The following is a 20,881-nucleotide window of genomic DNA, read 5'->3' as shown; positions in this document are numbered from 1 at the left end:
GTCAATGCTCTTTCTGATAAGGAATGCCGGCGGCTTTCGGCGCGGTGGCGCGCCCGACAAAACCAGCCAGCAGGATGACGGTCAGCAGATACGGCATGACCTGTATCGCCTGCACCGGAACCTCGCCGAACGAACCCAGCCGCACGCCCTGCAACCGGATCGCCACGGCGTCGATAAAACCGAACATCAGGCAGGCGCCGAGGGCCGGCACCGGCTTCCACTTGCCGAAGATCATCGCCGCCAGCGCAATGAATCCCTGTCCGGCGCTCATGTCGCGGCTGAAGGCGGCATTCTGGGCAATCGACAGATAGGCACCGGCGACACCGCTGAGCAGGCCACAGATCAGCACGGCCCGGAAGCGCAACCAGGCGACCGAGATGCCGGCAGTATCGACCGCCAGCGGCACTTCACCGACCGCGCGCAGGCGCAGACCGAAGCGCGTATGGTTCAGCGCCCACTGCGCCAGCGGTACGCTCAGGAAGGCGACATAGACCAGAAGGTTATGCCCGCCGATCAGATCGGCATAGATCGGCCCGAGCACGGGAATGTCTGCCATGGCCGAACTGCCGGGCAAGGTGTTCGGCATAAACCGGGCCTCAGGCGGCAGCGATGGCGTCTGCCCGCCGCGGCGGAACCAGGCCATGCCGAATACGATGGTGAGTCCGGAGACCAGGATGTTGATGGCCACGCCGCTGACCACCTGGTTACCGCGATAGGTGATGCAGGCCAGCCCATGCAGCAGCGCAAGGATCTCGGCAACAACGACTGCCGCCGCCAAGCCTGCCCAGGCAGAGCCGGTTACAGCCGCCATAGCCGCCGCCGCAAAGGCCGCGGCCAGCATTTTACCCTCCAGACCGATATCGATGATCCCGGCGCGCTCGGAAAACAGACCACCCATGGCACAGAGGATCAGTGGCGTCGCCACCCGCAGGGTGGCGGCCAGGATCGGGATCAGGCCGGTGACGAAATCGTCCATCACTCAGGCTCCCTGACGCATCGCCGGCCGCCAATCACGCTGCAGCAAGCCAAACAAGGCCTCGAACCATGGCCGTGTCATATGCGCCAGCGCCCCCGAGAACAGGATCACCAGCCCCTGGATCACCACCACCATTTCGCGGGTAATCGTCGGAAATTCGAAAGCCAGTTCCGCTCCGCCCTGCTGCAACGCACCGAACAGCACACTGGCGAGAACAACGCCGAGCGGATGGTTTCGCCCCATGAGGGCCACGGCAATACCGGTGAAGCCATAACCGGCGGTGAAACTGAGAATCAGCCGGTGCTGTACACCCAGCAGTTCATTGACCGCCATCATACCGGCCAGCGCCCCGGATACCGCCATCGCCAGCATAATCATGCGGCGTGCATTGACGCCGGCATAAATGGCGGCCTGCAGATTCTGCCCGATGGCGCGCAGCTCGAATCCCCAACGGGTATGCCAGAGGAAGATCCAAAGGCCGGCACAGCAGGTCAGAGCCAAAAGCAGCGACAGGTTCAGCGGTGATTCTCCCATGCCGATCCCCAGGCCAAGCAGCACTTTATGCAGCAGAGGCAGGCTGGCGGCCACGGCGAACGGACGGCTTTCCGGCGACATCGTGCCCGGCGCGATCAGGATGTTGACCGTCAGGTAAACCATCAGTGCGGCGGCAATGAAGTTGAACATGATGGTGGTGATGACAATATGGCTGCCGCGATAGGCCTGCAGATAGGCCGGCACCAGCGCCCAGGCCGCACCGCCCGCAGCGGCGCCCAGAATGGCCAGCGGTACCAGCAGCGTACCGGGCAGGATACGATCCAGCGCCAGCACGACCAGCGTGGTGCCCAGGCCGCCGATATAGGCCTGCCCCTCGCCGCCGATATTGAACAGCCCGGCATGGAAGGCCACCGCCACGGCCAGGCCGGTGAAGATGAAATTGGTGGCGTAATACAGCGTATAGCCAATGGCCTCGGGGTAACCGAAAGCGCCGAACAACATGATGCTGACCGCATCGAGCGGGTTGACCCCGACCGCCAGAACAATCAATCCGGCAACCAGCAGGGCAAGCATGACATTCGCCAGTGGGATCAAGCCGATATCGACCCAGACCGGCAGGGGCCTGCGCGGCTGGCTCATGATGCGGCCTGCATGGTGATGGCATCCTGCGGCGGCCAGGCATTGGCCATCATCAGGCCGAGCGTGCGCTCGTCTGCCGCCGCGCCATCGACTTCGCCGACGATGCGGCCACCGAACATCACCAGAATACGGTCGGCCAGCGACATGACCTCGTCAAGTTCGACCGATACGATCAGGATCGCGCAACCGGCCTTGCGCAGGCGCAACAGCTCGCGATGAATGAATTCGATGGCGCCGATATCGACGCCACGGGTCGGCTGGCCGATCACCAGGATATCCGGACGGCAGTCGATTTCGCGCGCCAGGATCAGCTTCTGCTGATTACCACCGGAAAAGCCCGCCGAATGCAGATCCGGGCGACGCGGCCGTACATCATAATGCTCCATCAGGCCGGCGCAGTGCTTCACCATGGCCTTGCGGTTCAAAAGCGCTCCGCGATTGAACCGGCCGTCGCGGTGGTAGCCCAGAATCGCCGTTTCGTCGGCCGAGAAACTGCCGACCATACCGTAGCGATGCCGGTCTTCCGGCACATGGGCCAGTTTCAGCGCCCGCATTTCCGCCGGATCGGCAGGATGTAGGATATCGATACGTCGGTCACCGATCTGCAGGCAGCCTGAATCCGGCGGGCGGATGCCGGACAGAATTTCGAGCAGCTCGCTTTGCCCATTGCCTGAGACGCCGGCGATGCCAAGGATCTCGCCAGCCCGTAATTCCAGACTGACCTGATCCAGCAAGGTAACGCCGCGGCGGTCTCGCAGACTGATCGATTGCGCTGCCAGCATGACCGCACCCGGCTTCGGAGCCTCGCGGTCGAGCTCCAGTCTCACCTTGCGCCCGACCATCAGTTCGGCCAGTTCCTCACGATCGGTCTGCGCCGTCTTGCGGCGGGCGACCACTTCACCCTGGCGCATAACATAAACCGTATCCGTAATCGCCATGATCTCACGCAGCTTGTGCGTGATCAGGATGACGGTAACGCCACGCTGCCGCAGCATATCGAGGATGCGGAACAACTGATCCGTCTCCTGTGGCGTCAGCACGCCCGTCGGCTCATCCAGAACCAGAACCTTGGCGCCGCGATACAGGACTTTCAGAATCTCGACACGCTGCTGCTCGCCGACCGGCAGATCATCGATCACGGCATCCGGATCTATCCTGAGGTCATATTCACGTCCCAGACGCTCAAGCTCACGACGGGCGGCGGCCTTGCCACGGCGCAGCAGCGGTCCAGCTTCAGATCCCAGGATAACATTCTCCAGAACCGTGAAAGGCCCGACCAGCATGAAATGCTGGTGCACCATGCCGATGCCTGCGGCAATTGCATCATGGGGCGCCCCCATGGCCAACGGCCGTCCTTCAACGAGAACCTCACCACTATCGGCTTTGTAAAGGCCGTACAAAATACTCATCAGCGTGGATTTTCCAGCGCCGTTCTCGCCGATGATACCGGTGATCGAGCCAGCCTCGACCGACAGCGTCACGCCGCGATTGGCATGCACCGTTCCGAACGACTTATGGATACTCCGCAATTCGATCGCCGGCGGAGCTTGTGACCCCGCCGGCGATATCGAAGCTGGCATTGCGCCGGACATATATGTCCGCCCGCTCTCGTTACGACGAACAGGCGTTGTTGCTCATATAATCATGCACCTTGATTTTGCCCGAGATGATGTCGGCCTTGGCGGCATCGATCTTCGCCTTCATATCGGCACTGATCAGCTTCTCATTATACTGGTCATAAGCCCAGTCAACGCCACCTTCCTGCAGGCCGAGCACGGTTACGCCAGCCTGCCAGCTGCCGGCCGCCGCCGTCTTGAAGCTGTTATACGCGGCCAGATCCACACGCTTAACCATCGAAGTCAGCATGGTGCCTGGATGCAGGTGGTTCTGGTTCGAGTCGACGCCGATGGCGAACTTGCCGCGATCCTTGGCCGCCTGATACACACCGATGCCGGTGGCACCGGCGGCAGCGAAGACAACATCGGCACCGCGGTCGAACTGGCCCTTGGCCAGTTCACCGCCACGGCCCGGATCGTTCCAGGCGCTGGGCGTCGTGCCGGTCATATTGGCCAGAACCTCGGCTTTGCTGTTGGCGTATTTCACGCCCTGCTCATAGCCGCACTGGAAGCGCCGGATCAGCGGAATGTCCATACCGCCAATGAATCCGACCTTGGCGGTCTTGCTGGCCAGAGCCGCCGCAACGCCCACAAGGAAGGAGCCTTCATGCTCCTTGAAGAGAACCGACTGTACATTCGGGAGTTTCACCACGCTGTCGATCAGGGTGAAACGAATCTTGGGGAATTCAGTCGCCACCTTCTCGACAGCCTTCGCCTGCGAGAAGCCGACACCGACGATAGGATCCTGCCCGCGCTGGGCAAAACGGCGATGCGCCTGCTCGAACTGGGTTTCGTTATTGACCTCGAATTCGGCATAGGCCGTGTTGGTCTCGGCCTTGAATTTGTCGACACCCATGGCGACGCCTTCATTGAAGGACTTGTCGAACTTGCCGCCCATGTCGAAGACGACGGCAGGCTTGATATCGGCGGCCTGCGCGGTGACGGCGAAAGCCAGGAATGCGGCTGTGCCGAGTGCGGTTTTTGCAAACATCTTGGTCATGATTCTATTCTCCTCTTTCCCTGTTATCGGCAGCCTTGTTATGGCGTGCATTTGTTGTTGCTGACGTAATCATGCACACTGATCCTGCCGGCGATGATGTTGGCTTTCGCGGCCTCCACCTTGTCTTTCATCGCCGCACTAATCAGCTTTTCGTTATGCTTGTCATAGGCCCAGTCGACCCCGCCCTCTTTCAGGCCCAGAACACTGACGCCGGGTTTCCAGCTATCCGTCCGCGCATCGTCGAAGCTGCGGTACACAGCCAGATCGACGCGCTTTACCATCGAGGTGAGAACCGTGCCAGGATGCAGGTGATTCTGGTTGGAATCGACGCCGATGGTCAGCTTGCCGTTATCCTTGGCTGCCTGCATGGCGCCGAGGCCGCTGGTGCCGGCGGCGGCGAAGACCACGTCTACGCCACGGTCGAACTGGGATTTTGCCAGTTCCGCCGCGCGCCCTGGATCGGTCCAGGCCGCCGGTGTGTTGCCGGTGGAATTGTAGATCACAGTTAGAGCCGGATTGACCGACTTCGCCCCTTGTTCATAACCACAGAAGAATCGACGCACGAGCGGAATATCCATGCCGCCGACCATGCCGATGGCGCCGCTTTTTGACGCCATGGCGGCTAACACCCCGACCAGGAACGATCCCTCATGCTCGCGGAACAGGACCGACTGCACATTGGGCAGATCAACCACTGTATCGATCACCGAGAAGCGAAGTTTCGGATATTCGCGGGCAACAGCCGTCAGCGCTGCATTCTGGAAAAAGCCGACTCCGACAATCGGATCGCTGCCGCGCTGGGCGAAACGCCGATGAGCCTGCTCGAACTGCGCTTCATTGGAGACGACGAATTCGAGATATCCAATACCGCGATCCGCCTTGAACTTCTCAGCCCCGCGATATGCGGCTTCATTGAACGACCCATCGAACTTATCCCCGATGGAATAGACAATTGCCGGTTTGATATCGGCCGCTGCCGCTGCCCCGATACAGCTCAGCGAAACTGCTGCTGCCAGTGCTATCCGCCGCATGCTTCCCTCATTCGCCATAAGGCACCCAGATATTTTTTACCTGGCTGGCCTGCTGCAGGAACAGCCGCCCCTCGCCATCGGCATCGTCAAGCCAATTGCGCTGACCCGCAGCTTCCGACCAAACCCGCTTGAGATTGCCGGCCGAAGCCTCCTCGACCCGGCGGCAACCTTCGGCCGTGCCGAAATACCAGAGGGCGTCGACATCCTGGTGATCGGCGAGCACACGAGATAGATCGTCACGGAGACCGGTAACGATATTGGCCACTCCAGCCGGCAGATCAGAGGTGTCCAGCACCTGGTAGAAATCCGTCGCCAGAAGCGGATGCCGCTCGGAAGCGAGCACCACGGTGCGGTTACCCATGGCAACAGCCGGAGCCCAAAGAGATACGAAGGATAGCAGCGGCGCCTCGTCCGGGCATGCGATCCCGATCACACCCATCGGTTCGTTCATGGCTAGCACGATACCGCGCAAGGGGGGATTGCGCACCGCCCCGTCATATTTGTCAGCCCAGGCGGCGGCCGAGAACAGGCGGCGGATGCTGGCATCAACTTCAGTCCGCGCAGCGGCGCGCGTGGTGCCCGCAGATTGCATCAGACGATCAGAAAATTCATTGCGCCTTACCGACAGATTCTCGGCGCAGTAATAGAGGACTTGCGCGCGGGCATGGCTGCTGGTCGCCGACCAGTTTTCCGCCTTGCGTGCCGCTTCGACGGCATTGCGGATATCCTTGCGATTACCATCGGCCACATGGCCCAGTAACCGTCCGGATGCATCATGAACCGCCCGGCTATATCCGCCATCTGGTCGCACCTGCTGACCGCCAATGTAGAGTTTGGCCGTACGATCGATACCAGATTCCACAGGAATGGCTGCAGCAACCGGTGCCGTGGCGGCAATACGGCGCTTCGCTTTCACTGGCGCCAGATATTCCAGCATGCCTTCGCGACCACCCTCGCGACCGAAACCGGACTCGCGATACCCGCCGAAACCGCTCGCCGCATCGAACTGGTTGGTGCAGTTGATCCAAACTACGCCTGCCTTGAGCTTGGGCGCGACCTCGAGCGCAAGATTGATATTCTCGCTCCAGATGCTCGCCGCAAGGCCGTAGCGCGTGTTGTTGGCCAGTGCAATGGCCTCTGCCGGCGTACGGAACGTCATGGCCACCAGAACCGGGCCGAAGATTTCCTCCTGCGCCACGGCCATCGCGGGCTCAACATCCGTCAGCAGCGTCGGTGGGTAGAAACACCCTCCTGCCATGTCCACCCCGCCCGCACAGAAAAGGGTCGCCCCTTCGGCAACGCCGCGCTGCACCAGAGTATCAATGCGATCACGCTGCACGGGTGAAACAATGGCGCCGATATCGGTCGATTTGTCGAGCGGATCGCCAACACGCAGGGTCTGCATCCGGGCACGAATCTTGGCGTAAACGGCGTCGGCAACGGTTTCCTGCACCAGCAGGCGCGAACCGGCGCAGCAGACCTGGCCCTGATTGAACCAGATGGCATCCACCAGGCCTTCGATTGCCCCATCCAGATCGGCATCGTCGAACAGGATGAATGGCGATTTGCCGCCAAGCTCCAGGCTCAGCTTCTTGCCGCTGCCCGCAGTCTGGACACGAATCTTGCGGCCAACCTCCGTCGAACCCGTGAACGCAATCTTGTTGATATCAGGATGCCGCACGACCAACTCGCCCACCGCGCCATCGCCGGTAACGATATTGACAACACCTTTGGGCAGGCCCACAGCCTGACAAAGCTCGGCAAACAGCAAAGCCGTGAGACTGGTGTCTTCCGCCGGCTTCAGAACGACGGTATTACCGGCCGCCAAAGCCGGTGCGATCTTCCAGGCCAACATCAAGAGTGGGAAATTCCACGGGATCACCTGCCCTACGACACCCAGCGGCTCGCAACCTGGAAATTCCGCGTTCACTAACTGCGCCCAACCCGCGTGATGATAGAAATGCCGAACCACCAGTGGAATATCGATGTCGCGGGTTTCACGGATCGGCTTACCGTTGTCGAGCGTTTCCAGCACCGCTAATAGACGTGCCTGCTTCTGCACCTGGCGCGCCAGGGCATACAGATGCTTCGCGCGGACATGACCGCCAAGCCGCGCCCAGCCCGGTTGCGCCTTGCGGGCTGCCGCAACAGCCGCATCCACATCCACCGCCGTGGCAGCCGTGATCTGTGCCAATTCACGGCCGGTGGCCGGGTTGTTGCTGGCGAAGGTACCCGCGACCGCGCCCCGGAACTCACCATCGATGAACAGACCGAAACGACGGCCATGCTTTTCCAGCCACGCTTCAGCCTCGGCCGTGCTTTCCGGTGCCGGGCCATATTCCATGGTCTTCATCAAGGCAGAAATCTTGCTCATGGTCAGGCCATCGGATGGCGATGCGCCGCGGAATAGCCACCGCTGGCATGGTGTTCAAGCTGGCGCTCGATGTCGTTCAGGAGGCTGGACGCGCCAATACGGAACAAGTCAGGCTGCAGCCAGGGCAGGCCAAGCTCTTCTTTCATGAGAATCTGGTACTGCATGATATCCTTGGCCGTACTGATGCCCCCGGCCGGCTTGAAACCGATCTTCTGGCCGGTCATTTCCTGATAACCGCGGATCATGCGCGCCATTATCAGCGCAAAAGGCAGCGTGGCATTCACGGCCTCCTTGCCGGTCGAAGTCTTGATGAAATCGGCGCCCGCCATCATGCAGACCATCGAGGCGCGCGCTACGTTTTTCAATGTTCCCAGATCGCCGCAGCCCAGGATGGCTTTGACATGGGCAGGGCCGCAGGCGCTGCGGAACGCTCTCATTTCTTCATACAAGCGCCGCCAGTTTCCGGTCAGCACCAGAGAGCGGTCGATAACGATATCGATCTCCTGCGCGCCGGCCGCGACAGAGGCTTCGATCTCCCGGACCCGCAGGTCGAACGGCGACAGGCCGGCCGGAAAACCGGTGGATACGGCAGCCACAGGAATGCCACTGCCCTGCAGCGCTTCGACCGCCGTGGGCACCATGGCGTGATAAACGCAGACGGCGCCCACAGCGATCCCCTGATCGGCGACACCCAATTGCTCCAGCAGGTCACGGCGTACAGGCTGACGCGCCTTGGCACAGAGCCGACGCACCCGGCCCGACGTATCGTCACCCGACAGTGTTGTCAGGTCCATGCAGGTGATGGCCTTGAGCAGCCAGGCGGCCTGCACATCTTTTTTCACGCTGCGGCGACCCGGCAGGCTGGCAATGCGGCGTTCGACCGCACTGCGGTTGACGCGGATACGGTCGACCGGGTCCATATCGAACGGCAGGCCCGGATTACGGTGATGCTCACCGCCGCCATGCATCGGTGCGCCATGACGGCGCTCGCGGTTAAGCGGCGCGACCTTTTGCGCTTCGGCCATTATCCGCTCCGGATTTCTGTTTCATCAGGGCAACGATCTCGGTTGCCGCTTCCTCATCCACCACCAAATCGCTGATCGCGCCAGTTCGAAGGGCCGCAAGGATGGCTTTGGCTTTCTCGGCCCCGCCGGCAAGGGCGACGACGCGCCGCCCCTTGAGGTCGTCAATACCAAGTCCGACAGACAGGCGATTGAGCCCCGAGGCCACCGGCCGGCCGTTGGCGTCGATAAAACTGCCCATCAGGTCGCCAACCGCGCCCTGGGCACGCAGCTCGGCCCATTCCCGCTCATTCAGCATGCCGATCTGGCGCAGATGCGCATCTGCTTCCAGGCTGCCGATCCCGATCAGGACCAGATCAGCATGCCGGGCCAGCTCCAGCATATCGCCGACACTTTTCTGCGCCAGCAGCACTTTTTTCTCGGCTTCGCTGGAGGCCAGATACGGCACCGGCAGGAAAAACCCCTGCGCCTTGGTTCGATCGGCAAGACGCAGCACGATATCGAGCGGATTGGCCGCCAGATTGCGGTTCAGACTGCCCGAGACAGCAACCACCCGCAGATCCGGGCGCTCCAACTCCGGCATATGCTGTACGACAGCCGCGAGTGAGCGGCCCTTGCCGACACCGACCACCGATATCTTGTCGCCGGACAGCATGTGATGGAGCAGTCGCGCGCCTGCCGCCCCGATGGCGGCAAAAGCCGTATCGCGATGCTCGCTCTTGCGGCCGAGCGACAGGGAGGGGGCGACAGCGCAGCTTTGCAGACCGAAACGGGCCGAGAGTTCGTCTTCAATGGCCGCGCATTCGGCGGGCACGCCCTGCACAAAGACCTTCACCAGGCCACGGCGCAGCGCTTCGGCAATCAGGCGATGGGCCTTGGCCTGGGAAACCCGCAGACGATCGGCAATCTGCTGCTGAGTATAGCCACCGATATAGGAGAGCCACGCAGCCCGCGCAGCCAGACCCAGCTCGTCATCGTCGAGAGCGGGCGGAGCAGAAGCAGGTGTGCGCCTGGTCATGATTAAAATTTTGCCTCGTAAAATTTTATTCAGCCTGCCCGGAGTCACGACCGGAGTCAATGAAATTGCGGGTTTTCGAGGCTTGGCTGTCGCCGGGGAAAGCAAAAAAGCGGCGACGCATTCCTGCGCCGCCGCCGCGATTATCAGGCGGGTTTTACCCCACCGAACAGACTACTTGACGTATTTCTTCGACGCCTCGAATACGGCATGGGTCCAGGCGCCGTCCGGCTTCTTGGTAATCACCGGATCCGACTTCACTGACAAGAGGATATCCACCGTCCGGTTGAAATCAGCCGGATCGAGATAGCCGGTGCCCATCTTCGAGCCTTCGACCAGCTTGGCGATCTCGCCCATCATGCGTTTCTGGTGCTTTTCCGTCTGCGCGCCGGTGGTGTCGTTATCCAGCACGACCTTGGCTGCCGCATCTGGATTCTTCACCGCCCAGTCCCAGCCTTTGTTCGAGGCCGCGACGAAACGCGCCAGACGATCAGCATAAGCCGCATCGCCGAGCTTCGCGCCGTTGGCATAAATGCCGTCTTCCATCGTGCCAACGCCCTGTTCGCTGTACTTGAACACGATGAGATCGTCGGTTTTGAAGCCGGCATCGATGACCTGCCAGTATTCATTGTAGGTCATGGTCGAGACGCAATCGGCCTGCTTCTGGATGATCGGATCGACGTTGAAGCCCTGTTTCAGCACCTTGACGCCCTTGGCGCTGCCATCGGTCGGCACGCCAAGCTTCGCCATCCAGGTCAGGAAGGGATACTCATTGCCATAGAACCAGACGCCCAGCGTACGGCCAGGGAAATCTGCCGGCGTCTTCACGCCGCTGGCCTTCGAGCAGGTCAGCATCATGCCCGACTTCTGGAAGGTCTGCGACACGTTGACCAGCGGCACGCCTTTCTCACGGCTGGCCAGCGCCGACGGCATCCAGTCGATGATCGCATCGGCACCGCCGGCTGCCATCACCTGCGGCGGCGCGATATCCGGGCCGCCCGGCTTCACGGTGACATCAAGGTCGACTTCCTTGTAGAAGCCCTTGTCCTTGGCGACGTAATAGCCGGCGAATTGCGACTGCGTCACCCATTTCAACTGAATGGTGAACTTGTCTGCGGCGAGCGCCGAACTCCCTGCCGCCATGACGGCTGCCCCCAGGGTCAGCCCGAGAATTGCACTGTGTTTCATTGGTATTCTCCTCTCCTGTCTGGAACTCGGTAAGACTGTTAAGACGCTTTACGGAATGAGGGATGCCAGAAGGTCAGCCACCGTTCGACCAGCGCGATTAGGCCGTAGCTGGCCGAACCGGCGAGGGCCGCCACCGCAATGGTGGCCCAGACGGTGGGAATGTTCATGCGGCCGACTTCGGTCGATATACGGAAGCCCATGCCAATGATCGGGGTGCCAAAGAATTCAGCCACGATGGCGCCAATCAGCGACAGCGTCGCGTTGATTTTCAGGGCATTGAAAACGAATGGCAGCGCGGCCGGCAGCCGCGCGCTCAGCAGCGTCTGCAGATAACTGGCGGCATAGGTCGTCATTAGATCACGCTCCATACGACCCAGCGCATTCAGCCCGGCAATGGTGTTCACCAGCATCGGGAAAAAGGTCATGATCACGACGACGGCAGCCTTCGACTGCCAGTCGAAGCCGAACCACATCACCATGATCGGCGCCACGCCGATGATCGGCAGCGCACTGACCAGATTGCCGACCGGTAGGAGCCCGCGCTGCAGGAATGGTACGCGGTCAACCAGAACGCCCAGCAGGAAGCCTGCGGTCGACCCCATAATAAAGCCTGGGATGACGGCACGAACGAAAGTCTGCATGAAATCGACGCCCAGGATCGGCAGGTTCGCCCAGATGGCGTGACCGATGGCGCTGGGCGGCGGCAGCAACACGGCCGGCACAGCGAAACCGACCACGATCATTTCCCACAGATAAAGCAGCCACAGTCCGAACAGCAGCGGCGCGAGGCTGGCGGCGATCAGCCCGCGCCTGGCCGCAACCAGAACGCTGACGCGCTCCAATGCGCGCCAGACCAGCAGGCCGAGAGCGAACAGGCCGCACCAAAGGCCCGCGGCATCAAAACTCTTTGCTCCGCGCAGCATCAGTCCGTAAAGCACGATAGCGCCGGCAATACTGGCCGTCACCGAAAGGCCGGAACCGACAGAGGTCGCAGGCGGCCGCAGGACGAAGACAGCCATAGCCATCAGCACGGCCAGCCAGATCGCCAACAATACCGGCTGTAATAGCCAGCCGGTATTGCCTAACGGCAAAAATAACGCGCCAACGCTGCAAAGCAGGGCCAGCGCCAGAACACCATCGCGACGGCGCGCCGTTGTCATGCCGCCTCCCCGAAGCGACGGGCGATGCCGCGCTGGATCGCACCGATGAGGCCGACACAGGTGCCGGCCAGGATCGCCGCCATAATCAGCGCAGACCAGATCTGCACGGTCTGGCCGTAATAGGATCCGGCCAGCAGACGCGCGCCGAGACCGGCCTGCGCACCGGTCGGCAATTCGCCGACGATGGCGCCAACCACAGCCAGGGAAATCGCCACCTTCAGGCTGGTAAACAGGAATGGCAGCGAGGCCGGCATGCGCAGATAACGCAGGGTCTGGCCGGTGGATGCGGAATAGGTGCGCATCAGATCCAGATGGATCGGTTCGGGCGAGGTGAGCCCCTTCACCATGCCGATGGTGACCGGGAAGAAGCACAGATAAGCGGAAATGATCGACTTCGGCAGCAGCCCGACCATGCCAAGCGAGCCGAGTACCACCACGATCATCGGCGCAATGGCCAGGATCGGCACGGTCTGCGAGGCGATGATCCAGGGCATCAGGGCGCGTTGCAGGCTGGCGACATGGACGATGGCAATGGCAAGGCCGATGCCCAGCAAGGTGCCAAGCGCGAAACCGACCAGGGCGGATTCCAGTGTGACCCAGGCATGGTAAACGAGGCTGCGGCGCGAGGTGACTGCAGTTTGCAGCACCGTACGATCCAGTTCCGCCACCACCTGATGCGGCGCCGGCAGCACCGGCCGCTCCATCTCCATGGTGTCACGGACCAGATCACTCCAGGTCCAGGCCGCACGACCGGCACGCTCGTAACGGTCCAGCACCTGCGGAGCATTCAGCTTGACCGTCCCGATATACCAGGCCCCCAGAATAAACAGCAGGACGGTCAGAATCGGCAGCGCCGCCCCGTGTCGCAGCCGGGTCGAAAATGCGGCAGCAGCCGGTATCTCAGACCTGATGGTCGTCATAGCTGTGTCCCGCCCGAAGGCCTTCGCGCACCCGATGGGCAATGGCAACGAATTCCGGCGTCTCGCGGATATCGAGCCGGCGGTCGCGCGGCAGGTTGCTGTCGATCACATCGATGATCCGGCCAGGTCTCGGACTCATCACCACGATCTTGGTGGAGAGGAAGACGGCCTCCGGGATCGAATGGGTGACAAACAGCAGCGTCTTGCCGGTGCGCCGCCACAGGCCAAGCAGCTGTTCGTTCAGATGATCGCGAATAATTTCATCCAGCGCGCCAAACGGTTCATCCATCAGCAGGAGTTCAGGATCGACCGACAAGGCGCGCGCAATGGAGACGCGCTGCTGCATGCCGCCCGAAAGCTGCCAGGGGAATTTCTTTTCGAATCCGGTGAGATTGACCAGGTCAAGCACCCGCTTCGCCCGCGCCAGCCGCTCCGCCTTGGGCAAACCGATGATTTCCAGCGGCAGCGTGATATTCCGCTCGACACTGCGCCAGGGATAGAGCGCCGGCGCCTGGAAGACATAGCCATAGGCCCGATCCAGTCGTGCGGTTTCCGGACTGACACCGTTCACCTGCACCGTACCGCCCGTCACCTGCTGCAGATCGGCGATCACGCGCAGCAATGTGGTCTTTCCACAACCGGACGGACCAATGAAGGACACGAACTCCCCCCGGCCGATGGTGAGATTCACGTCTGATAGTGCATAGACCGGTGTATCAGCAGTCTGGAACACCAGATTCACGCCTGCAATCTCGACCGCCGGCGTCACAGCCGCAGCCGCAGCCGCAGCCGCAGCCGCCACCGGCATAGCCTTCGCCGCGGATGTCATATCGGACTGTTCCATGGCTACAGCCATTGCCGCCTGTCTGTCCGTTCAGGCCGCATGGACCAGCATCGCCCGGAGCAGCACGTTGCAACCGGCGGCAAGGTCTGTCGGCGTGGCCGATTCCACTTCGTTATGACTGATGCCGTCGGCACAAGGCACGAAGACCATGCCGGTCGGGGCCACACGGCTGATATAGCCGGCATCGTGGCCAGCGCCCGAGACAATGTCGCGATGAGCATAGCCAGATTCTTCGGCTGCCTTCCGCACGGCAGCAATGCACTCCTTGTCATAATGGATCGCCGGCGAATTCCAGATTTCCTTGCACTCATAGGTCAGGCCAAGGTCGCCGCAGACCCCAGCGCAAGCCGTATGCAACGCCTTGGACATCCTGGCCAGGTCGTCCTCGAAAGGATGACGCAGGTCAACGGTGAAGAAGACCGTTCCCGGGATGGTGTTGCGCGAATTCGGACTGACTTTCACCAGGCCTACCGTGGAAACGCCCGGCTTGTTTGCAAGCGCAATGGCATTCACCCGTTCCACGATACGCGCACAGCCCAGCATCGCATCCTTGCGCCGCGGCATCGGCGTCGTGCCGGCATGGCTTTCCGCACCGGTCACCGTCACCTCGAACCAGCGTATGCCCTGAATACCCTGCACGACACCGATGGTTTTCTGGTCGGCTTCCAGGATCGGGCCCTGCTCGATATGGGCCTCGAAGAAGGCCTTGAACTTGCGCCCACCGACCGGCAGATCGCCGAAATAGCCGATGCGCTTCAGCTCGTCGCCGATGGTCTTGCCATCCAGATCGGCGCGGCTGTGTCCGTATTCTTCGGTGAAGACGCCGGCGAAAACACCTGATGCCACCATGGCCGGCGCGAAACGCGAGCCTTCTTCATTGGTCCAGACCGATACCTCCACGGGTGCTTCGGTTTCGAAATTATGGTCGTTGAGGGTACGAATCACTTCAAGTCCCGCCAGCACGCCGTAGACGCCATCGAATTTGCCACCGGTCGGCTGGGTGTCGAGATGACTGCCGGTCACCACCGGCGGTAGGTCATTGTTGCGGCCCGGACGGCGCGCAAAAATATTGCCCATGCGATCGACGCTGATGGTGCAGCCGGCGTCCTTGCACCAGCGCACGAAAAGGTCCCGCCCCTCGCGATCCAGGTCAGTAAGCGCCAGTCGCGCGCAACCACCCTTGGCCGTTGCGCCGATCTTGGCCATTTCCATCAGGCTGTCCCACAGGCGATCCTGATTGACCTGGATATTCTTTGCACTCGCCATTGCCATACTCCTTCAATCTCCGGCCGACGGCCTATTCGGCAGCCGCCCGCATCGGGTTATTCGGGTGCTGGGTCCAGTTCTGGTAAATGCTGCCGTCATCCACGCGCTTCATAGTGATGCAGCCTTCGACCGGGCAGACATGCAGGCACAGGTTACAGCCGACGCAGTCGGCATCGACAACGCTGTATACGCGCCCGCCATCGGCGCGGCCGGCCGTGATCGCCTGATGCGAGGTATCCTCACAGGCGATATGGCACAGACCGCATTTGATGCATTTGTTCTGATCGATCTCGGCAACGATCTGATAGGCCAGGTTGAGATTTTTCCACTCGGTGATATTGGGCACCGCCAGGCCGCGGAAGGCATCCAGCCCGCCATAGGCCTTGTCATCCATCCAACGTGCGAGGCCATCCGCCATATCGTCGACGATGCGGAAACCGTAATGCATGGCCGCGGTGCAGACCTGCACGTTCCCCGCACCCAGTGCCATGAACTCCGCTGCATCGCGCCAGCTCTCGATGCCACCAATCCCGGAAATCGGAATGCCGTGGCATTCCGGATCGCGGGCGATCTGCGCCACCATGTTCAACGCAATAGGCTTCACGGCCGGACCGCAATAGCCCCCGGAAGTGCCCTTGCCATCCACGGTCGGCGTGGGCGCCATCACGTCGAGATCGACGCTCACAATGGAGTTGATGGTATTGATCAGGCTGACGGCATCGGCGCCGCCGCGCACAGCTGCGCGCGCCGGCCCCAGAATATTGGTGATATTGGGTGTGAGCTTCACGATCACCGGCATGCGGCTGTACTGTTTGCACCAGCGGGTGACCATCTCGACATAGTCCGGCACCTGGCCGACGGCAGCGCCCATGCCGCGTTCCGGCATGCCATGGGGGCAGCCGAAATTCAGCTCGACGCCATCGGCGCCGGTATCCTCCACGCGCTTCAGGATTGCCTTCCAGGCATCCTCCTCGCAAGGCACCATCAGCGACACCACCAGGGCCCGGTCCGGCCAGTCGCGCTTGACCTGCTTGATTTCCTGCAGGTTGATCTCCAGCGGCCGATCGGTGATCAGTTCGATATTGTTCAGGCCGGCAACACGATTGCCCTTGTAGGAATAGGCGCCATACCGCGAGGAGACATTGACGATCGGCGGACCGTCTTCGCCCAGGGTCTTCCATACGACACCGCCCCAGCCGGCCTGAAAGGCGCGCACGACATTATAGGCCTTGTCGGTCGGCGGCGCCGAAGCGAGCCAGAAGGGATTGGGGGAGCGAATACCGGCAAAGCTGCTGCTGAGACTGGCCATGATGCACCTCCCTCAGGCTGCCGCGCGCTGGATCAGCGCACGATTGATCGATTCGGCAGCGAGTTTGCCGGCCTGCACGGCAGCAACCGTCAGGTCCTGCCCACCGGCAACGCAGTCGCCACCGGCCCAGACCTTCTCCAGAGAGGTGCGGCCCTCGGCATCGGCGATGATGCGGCCCTGTTTCAGCTGTAGCAACTCGCGGCCGCTCTCGCTAAGCGGATCCGCCACAAAGGTCTGACCGATGGCCTTGAAGACCATGTCGGCGTCCAGGGCGAAGGTCTCGCCAGTGCCCGTCAGCGTGCCGTCCTTCAATGCGGTGTATTCGAAAATGGCGCGGCGCACATGGCCGCCCTCGCCGTCCAGCCGCACCGGCTGCGCCCAGAGGCGGATTACAACGCCGTTTTCCTTGGCAAAAGCCTGTTCATGGTCAGTGGCGCTCATGCTCTCCGCACCGCGGCGGTAGACCAGAGTCACTTCCTCGGCGCCCAGCCGCTTGATCTGCACGGCAATATCGATGGCGGTATTGCCACCGCCGATCACGACGACACGTCGCCCCACCGGCAGCGCCGACAGGTCTTCCGCCTGGCGCAGATCGGCAATGTAATCGACAGCATTCATGACGCCCTGCAGGACCTCACCATCGCAGTCCAGCGCTTTCACGGCCCCAAGGCCAAGCCCGAGGAATACCGCGTCATAGTCACGACGCAGGGCGGAGAGCCGGATATCGCGACCCAGCATCTTGCCTGTTTCCACCGTGATGCCGCCGATGCCGAGCACAAAATCGATCTCACGGCCGGCATAGCCATGCGGCACCTTGTATTCCGCCACGCCTGTGCTGTTCAGGCCGCCCAGAAGCGGCCGAGCCTCGAACACCGTCACGTCATGGCCCAGCAGCGCCAGGCGATGGGCGCAGGCCAGTCCGGCCGGGCCGCCACCAACCACGGCAATGCGGTTTCCGGTGGAGGCGGCACGGGTGAACGGGTGCTGGTTTGCGGCCGTGCCATGATCGGTGGCGTAACGCTGTAACAGTCCGATCGGGATGGGCTTGCTTTCCTCGGTCATACGTACGCAGGAGCGTTCGCACAGGATTTCGGTCGGGCAGACACGCGCACAGGAGCCGCCGAAGATATTCTGTTCGTAGATGCGGAGCGCAGCGCCGGCGACGTTACCGCTGGCAATCTTGCGGATAAACCCCGGAATATCGATGCCGGTCGGGCAGGCCTCTATACAGGGCGCGTCATAGCAGAAATAGCAGCGGTTCGATTCGATCAGAGCCGCCTGCTGGTCCAGGGACGGCACTGCCGCATCGAAATGCGCCTCATAATCACTGGGTGTCAGCCTTCCCGGCCGGATGTCCGGGGCGGTGGATGCACCACTGACTTCATGCTCGTTCGCCATGACCTGCTCCCCCGTAGGTCTGCGTCGACATCTGCACGGATCGATCCCTCATCGAACCATGCTTCGCAAAAAGAATGCCGCCGCGCTCTCAACGCTGCCGCTCTTCCTGCATTGCATGGCGAGGCTAGGATTTTCTTGACCAAACGGTCAAGTCCGGATTTTGTTATGTCCGCGTGATTGCAGCAGGCGCTGATGCGCCGATGTAATCCGCATAAGGAATCTGCATCACCGCTGTGCATTTGCACGCCGCTTGGGCAAAACGGATACCGGAACGGAATGGCAGGCAAAGCGATCCAAAAGAAGACGACGCGCAATCGGGCGGCGAATGACGATGCCGGCAATGGCAACGGGCAGGCTGGTGCAATCCGTCGCCGCAACGTTGAGAAAATACTCAAGGCTGCTGAATCTGTCTTTGCCAAGAAAGGCTTCGCTGGCACCAGCACCGCGGAGATCGCCGTCAAGGCCGGAGTGCCCAAAGCCAACCTGCACTATTATTTCCGCACCAAGCAGGATCTGTATGCCAGCGTGCTCGATGCCATCCTGGGCGTCTGGCTCGATGCGCTGGATGAGGAAATCCAGCCCGATGCCGATCCCGCAACAGCACTCGGCAACTATATCGCGCGCAAAATGGCGGCCTCGCAGCGGTCTCCCGAACCGTCGCGCCTCTGGGCCATCGAAGTGATCGGCGGTGCCCGCCATGTGCAGCCCTTTCTGCGCAACCGCTTGCGCCGGCTGGTAAAAGAGAAAAGCACGGTGATCGATGGCTGGATCGCCGCCGGCAAGATCAGGCCGATTGACCCGGCGCATCTACTGTTCACGATCTGGGCGATGACCCAGCATTACGCCGACTTCGCGGCCCAGATCGGCGCGGTTCTGGACAAGAAAAGCCTTGATGATGCCGTGTTCAGCAACGCTACCGAAACCGTCCGTAGCCTGATTCTCAGCGGCCTCGGCGTGAAGATGAAAGTGCGGCGCTGAATGCCGATAATCTATGCAGGCCGCCGCGCGATTGCGCAGTTTGAAGCTGCAACGATTTTCTTGACCGTTTGGTCAGGCCATGAGTGAATGGGTTAAACGTCGCAAAGCTGTGGGAGGCTAAGATGGCGGTCTTGGTACGCGGGGGTACAGTCGTCAACGCGGATTTCAGTCAGCGGGCCGATGTGCTGATTGATGGCGGCACGATCAAAGCCGTCGGCGCCAATCTGGAAACGCCGGCCGGTGCCGAGGTCGTGGACGCCGGTGGCGCCTATGTCATGCCGGGCGGCATTGACCCGCATACCCATATGGAACTGCCTTTCATGGGCACGACAGCGTCGGAGGATTTCTTCTCCGGCACCACTGCCGGCCTGGTCGGCGGCACCACCATGATCATCGACTTCGTCATCCCCGACCCGCAGGAAAACATCCTCTCGGCCTACAAGAAATGGCGTGGCTGGTCGGAGAAATCCGCTGCCGATTACAGTTTCCATGTCGCCATCACCTGGTGGGATGAAAGCGTCCAGAAGGACATGGGCACACTGGTGCAGGAGCATGGCGTCAACAGCTTCAAGCATTTCATGGCCTACAAGAACGCCATCATGTGCGAGGACGAGGTGCTGGTGAACAGCTTCCTGCGCGCCCGTGAACTCGGCGCGCTCTGCACCGTGCACGCCGAGAATGGCGAACTGGTTTTCCACCTGCAGAAAGAGATCCTCAAGGCCGGCATCACCGGACCCGAAGGCCATCCGTTGTCGCGCCCCCCCGAGGTCGAGGGCGAGGCCGCCAACCGCGCCATCCGCATCGCCCAGGTGCTGAACGTGCCGCTCTATATCGTGCACAATTCCTGCCGCGAGTCGGTGGAAGCCATTATCCGGGCCCGCAACGAAGGCCAGCGCGTCTTCGGCGAGGCTTTGGCCGGCCATCTGCTGGTCGACGACAGCGTCTACCGCAACCCCGATTTCGCCACGGCCGCAGCTTACGTGATGAGCCCGCCCTTCCGCGCCAAGGAGCACCAGGCTGTTTTGTGGCGCGCCCTGCAGGCCGGCCATCTGCAGACAACGGCGACCGATCATTGCTGCTTCTGCGCCGACCAGAAGGCGATGGGCCGCAACGACTTCACCAAGATCCCGAACGGCACCGGCGGCGTCGAAGACCGCATGCATGTGCTGTGGCATCATGGCGTCAACAAGGGTCGTCTGACGCCGAATGAATTCGTCGCCGTCACTTCGGCCAATGCCGCCAAGATCTTCAACCTGTATCCACGCAAGGGCGTGATCCAGCCTGGCGCCGATGCCGATCTGGTAGTCTGGGACCCGAAGAAGACCCGCCGCATCTCAGCCAAAACCCACCACCAGAAGATCGACTTCAATATCTTCGAGGGGATGGAGGTCGAAGGCATCAACACGGTGACGATCTCGCAGGGCAAGATCGTCTACAAGGACGGGGACGTCCGCACCGTGAAGGGCAGCGGTCGCTATATCAACCGCCCGCCTTTCGCGCCCTATTACGATGCGCTGAATCGCAAGGCCGCCCTGGAACAGCCCAAGCCGGTGCTGCGCAGCGCCGCAGAATAGCATTGCAGCGATCGAACTGCGCCTTCACGGCGCAGTTCATCCGGCATCATCATAGAGTTGCAGGAACCGGCCAAGG

General features: G+C 61.6%; 17 protein-coding genes. 2 read left to right on the top strand and 15 right to left on the bottom strand.

From position 1 onward, the window contains the following. Position 1: 1 nt before the first annotated feature. The 15 genes from AC1ROT_RS14685 to AC1ROT_RS14615 form a co-directional block, all read right to left on the bottom strand. A complete protein-coding gene (locus AC1ROT_RS14685) occupies positions 2-976 on the bottom strand; it encodes an ABC transporter permease (protein WP_492999893.1) in 975 nt (324 codons plus the stop codon). 3 nt (positions 977-979) lie between these two features. Beyond that, the gene (locus tag AC1ROT_RS14680; protein WP_492999891.1) at positions 980-2,110 is read right to left on the bottom strand and encodes an ABC transporter permease; all 1,131 of its coding nucleotides are present in this window, start codon (positions 2,108-2,110) and stop codon (positions 980-982) included. Further along, positions 2,107-3,639 (bottom strand): ABC transporter ATP-binding protein, encoded by a 1,533-nt coding sequence (locus tag AC1ROT_RS14675; protein ID WP_492999889.1) that lies wholly within the window; start codon positions 3,637-3,639, stop codon positions 2,107-2,109. The genes AC1ROT_RS14680 and AC1ROT_RS14675 overlap by 4 nt, the downstream gene beginning before the upstream one ends. 82 nt (positions 3,640-3,721) lie before the next feature. Next, on the bottom strand, positions 3,722-4,726 hold the full coding sequence (locus tag AC1ROT_RS14670; RefSeq protein ID WP_492971834.1) for a BMP family lipoprotein: 1,005 nt from the start codon (positions 4,724-4,726) through the stop codon (positions 3,722-3,724). 38 nt (positions 4,727-4,764) lie between these two features. Further along, a complete protein-coding gene (locus tag AC1ROT_RS14665) occupies positions 4,765-5,757 on the bottom strand; it encodes a BMP family lipoprotein (RefSeq protein WP_492999887.1) in 993 nt (330 codons plus the stop codon). A 7-nt stretch (positions 5,758-5,764) separates the two neighbouring features. Continuing rightward, positions 5,765-8,131, bottom strand: a complete 2,367-nt coding sequence (locus AC1ROT_RS14660; protein ID WP_492999885.1) for an aldehyde dehydrogenase family protein — start codon at positions 8,129-8,131, stop codon at positions 5,765-5,767. Positions 8,132-8,133: 2 nt separating this feature from the next. Next, the gene (gene deoC / locus AC1ROT_RS14655) at positions 8,134-9,156 is read right to left on the bottom strand and encodes a deoxyribose-phosphate aldolase (protein WP_492999883.1); all 1,023 of its coding nucleotides are present in this window, start codon (positions 9,154-9,156) and stop codon (positions 8,134-8,136) included. Beyond that, positions 9,125-10,276, bottom strand: coding sequence for a sugar-binding transcriptional regulator (locus AC1ROT_RS14650; protein ID WP_492999882.1), 1,152 nt, complete (start codon positions 10,274-10,276; stop codon positions 9,125-9,127). The genes deoC and AC1ROT_RS14650 overlap by 32 nt, the downstream gene beginning before the upstream one ends. 66 nt (positions 10,277-10,342) lie before the next feature. Continuing rightward, positions 10,343-11,356 carry an ABC transporter substrate-binding protein gene (locus AC1ROT_RS14645; RefSeq protein ID WP_492999880.1) on the bottom strand — a complete coding sequence of 338 codons (1,014 nt, stop codon included), beginning with the start codon at positions 11,354-11,356 and terminating at the stop codon, positions 10,343-10,345. A 38-nt stretch (positions 11,357-11,394) separates the two neighbouring features. Then, positions 11,395-12,516, bottom strand: coding sequence for an ABC transporter permease (locus tag AC1ROT_RS14640; RefSeq protein ID WP_492999878.1), 1,122 nt, complete (start codon positions 12,514-12,516; stop codon positions 11,395-11,397). Further along, a complete protein-coding gene (locus AC1ROT_RS14635) occupies positions 12,513-13,436 on the bottom strand; it encodes an ABC transporter permease (RefSeq protein ID WP_492971841.1) in 924 nt (307 codons plus the stop codon). Before AC1ROT_RS14635 ends, AC1ROT_RS14640 begins: the two co-directional genes overlap by 4 nt. Further along, positions 13,417-14,280, bottom strand: a complete 864-nt coding sequence (locus AC1ROT_RS14630; protein ID WP_492999876.1) for an ABC transporter ATP-binding protein — start codon at positions 14,278-14,280, stop codon at positions 13,417-13,419. Before AC1ROT_RS14630 ends, AC1ROT_RS14635 begins: the two co-directional genes overlap by 20 nt. Before the next feature lie 30 nt (positions 14,281-14,310). Then, positions 14,311-15,546 (bottom strand): Zn-dependent hydrolase, encoded by a 1,236-nt coding sequence (locus AC1ROT_RS14625; protein ID WP_492999875.1) that lies wholly within the window; start codon positions 15,544-15,546, stop codon positions 14,311-14,313. Between the two features lie 31 nt (positions 15,547-15,577). Further along, positions 15,578-16,855, bottom strand: coding sequence for an NAD-dependent dihydropyrimidine dehydrogenase subunit PreA (gene preA, locus AC1ROT_RS14620; RefSeq protein ID WP_492971843.1), 1,278 nt, complete (start codon positions 16,853-16,855; stop codon positions 15,578-15,580). Positions 16,856-16,867: 12 nt separating this feature from the next. Then, a complete protein-coding gene (locus tag AC1ROT_RS14615; RefSeq protein WP_492999874.1) occupies positions 16,868-18,253 on the bottom strand; it encodes an NAD(P)-dependent oxidoreductase in 1,386 nt (461 codons plus the stop codon). Between the two features lie 177 nt (positions 18,254-18,430). Here AC1ROT_RS14615 and AC1ROT_RS14610 point away from each other — a divergent pair, with 177 nt between their 5' ends. After that, complete coding sequence (locus AC1ROT_RS14610; RefSeq protein ID WP_492999873.1) at positions 18,431-19,231, top strand: TetR family transcriptional regulator C-terminal domain-containing protein; 801 nt, start codon at positions 18,431-18,433, stop codon at positions 19,229-19,231. 122 nt (positions 19,232-19,353) lie between these two features. Next, positions 19,354-20,805 carry a dihydropyrimidinase gene (gene hydA, locus AC1ROT_RS14605; RefSeq protein ID WP_492971846.1) on the top strand — a complete coding sequence of 484 codons (1,452 nt, stop codon included), beginning with the start codon at positions 19,354-19,356 and terminating at the stop codon, positions 20,803-20,805. Positions 20,806-20,881: the final 76 nt, after the last annotated feature.

Source organism: Ferrovibrio sp. GW821-FHT12E11 (assembly GCF_058806975.1).
Note: the sequence above shows the minus strand (reverse complement) of the source record. Positions and strands in the feature narration are given on the sequence as shown.

Coding starts and splice junctions, on each gene's coding strand:
- AC1ROT_RS14645 (WP_492999880.1), bottom strand. CDS start 11,356: ATGAAACACAGTGCAATTCTCGGGCTGACCCTGGGGGCAGCCGTCATG.
- AC1ROT_RS14630 (WP_492999876.1), bottom strand. CDS start 14,280: ATGGAACAGTCCGATATGACATCCGCGGCGAAGGCTATGCCGGTGGCG.
- AC1ROT_RS14625 (WP_492999875.1), bottom strand. CDS start 15,546: ATGGCGAGTGCAAAGAATATCCAGGTCAATCAGGATCGCCTGTGGGAC.
- AC1ROT_RS14640 (WP_492999878.1), bottom strand. CDS start 12,516: ATGACAACGGCGCGCCGTCGCGATGGTGTTCTGGCGCTGGCCCTGCTT.
- AC1ROT_RS14615 (WP_492999874.1), bottom strand. CDS start 18,253: ATGGCGAACGAGCATGAAGTCAGTGGTGCATCCACCGCCCCGGACATC.
- AC1ROT_RS14670 (WP_492971834.1), bottom strand. CDS start 4,726: ATGACCAAGATGTTTGCAAAAACCGCACTCGGCACAGCCGCATTCCTG.
- AC1ROT_RS14635 (WP_492971841.1), bottom strand. CDS start 13,436: ATGACGACCATCAGGTCTGAGATACCGGCTGCTGCCGCATTTTCGACC.
- AC1ROT_RS14660 (WP_492999885.1), bottom strand. CDS start 8,131: ATGAGCAAGATTTCTGCCTTGATGAAGACCATGGAATATGGCCCGGCA.
- AC1ROT_RS14680 (WP_492999891.1), bottom strand. CDS start 2,110: ATGAGCCAGCCGCGCAGGCCCCTGCCGGTCTGGGTCGATATCGGCTTG.
- hydA (WP_492971846.1), top strand. CDS start 19,354: ATGGCGGTCTTGGTACGCGGGGGTACAGTCGTCAACGCGGATTTCAGT.
- preA (WP_492971843.1), bottom strand. CDS start 16,855: ATGGCCAGTCTCAGCAGCAGCTTTGCCGGTATTCGCTCCCCCAATCCC.
- AC1ROT_RS14665 (WP_492999887.1), bottom strand. CDS start 5,757: ATGCGGCGGATAGCACTGGCAGCAGCAGTTTCGCTGAGCTGTATCGGG.
- AC1ROT_RS14685 (WP_492999893.1), bottom strand. CDS start 976: ATGGACGATTTCGTCACCGGCCTGATCCCGATCCTGGCCGCCACCCTG.
- deoC (WP_492999883.1), bottom strand. CDS start 9,156: ATGGCCGAAGCGCAAAAGGTCGCGCCGCTTAACCGCGAGCGCCGTCAT.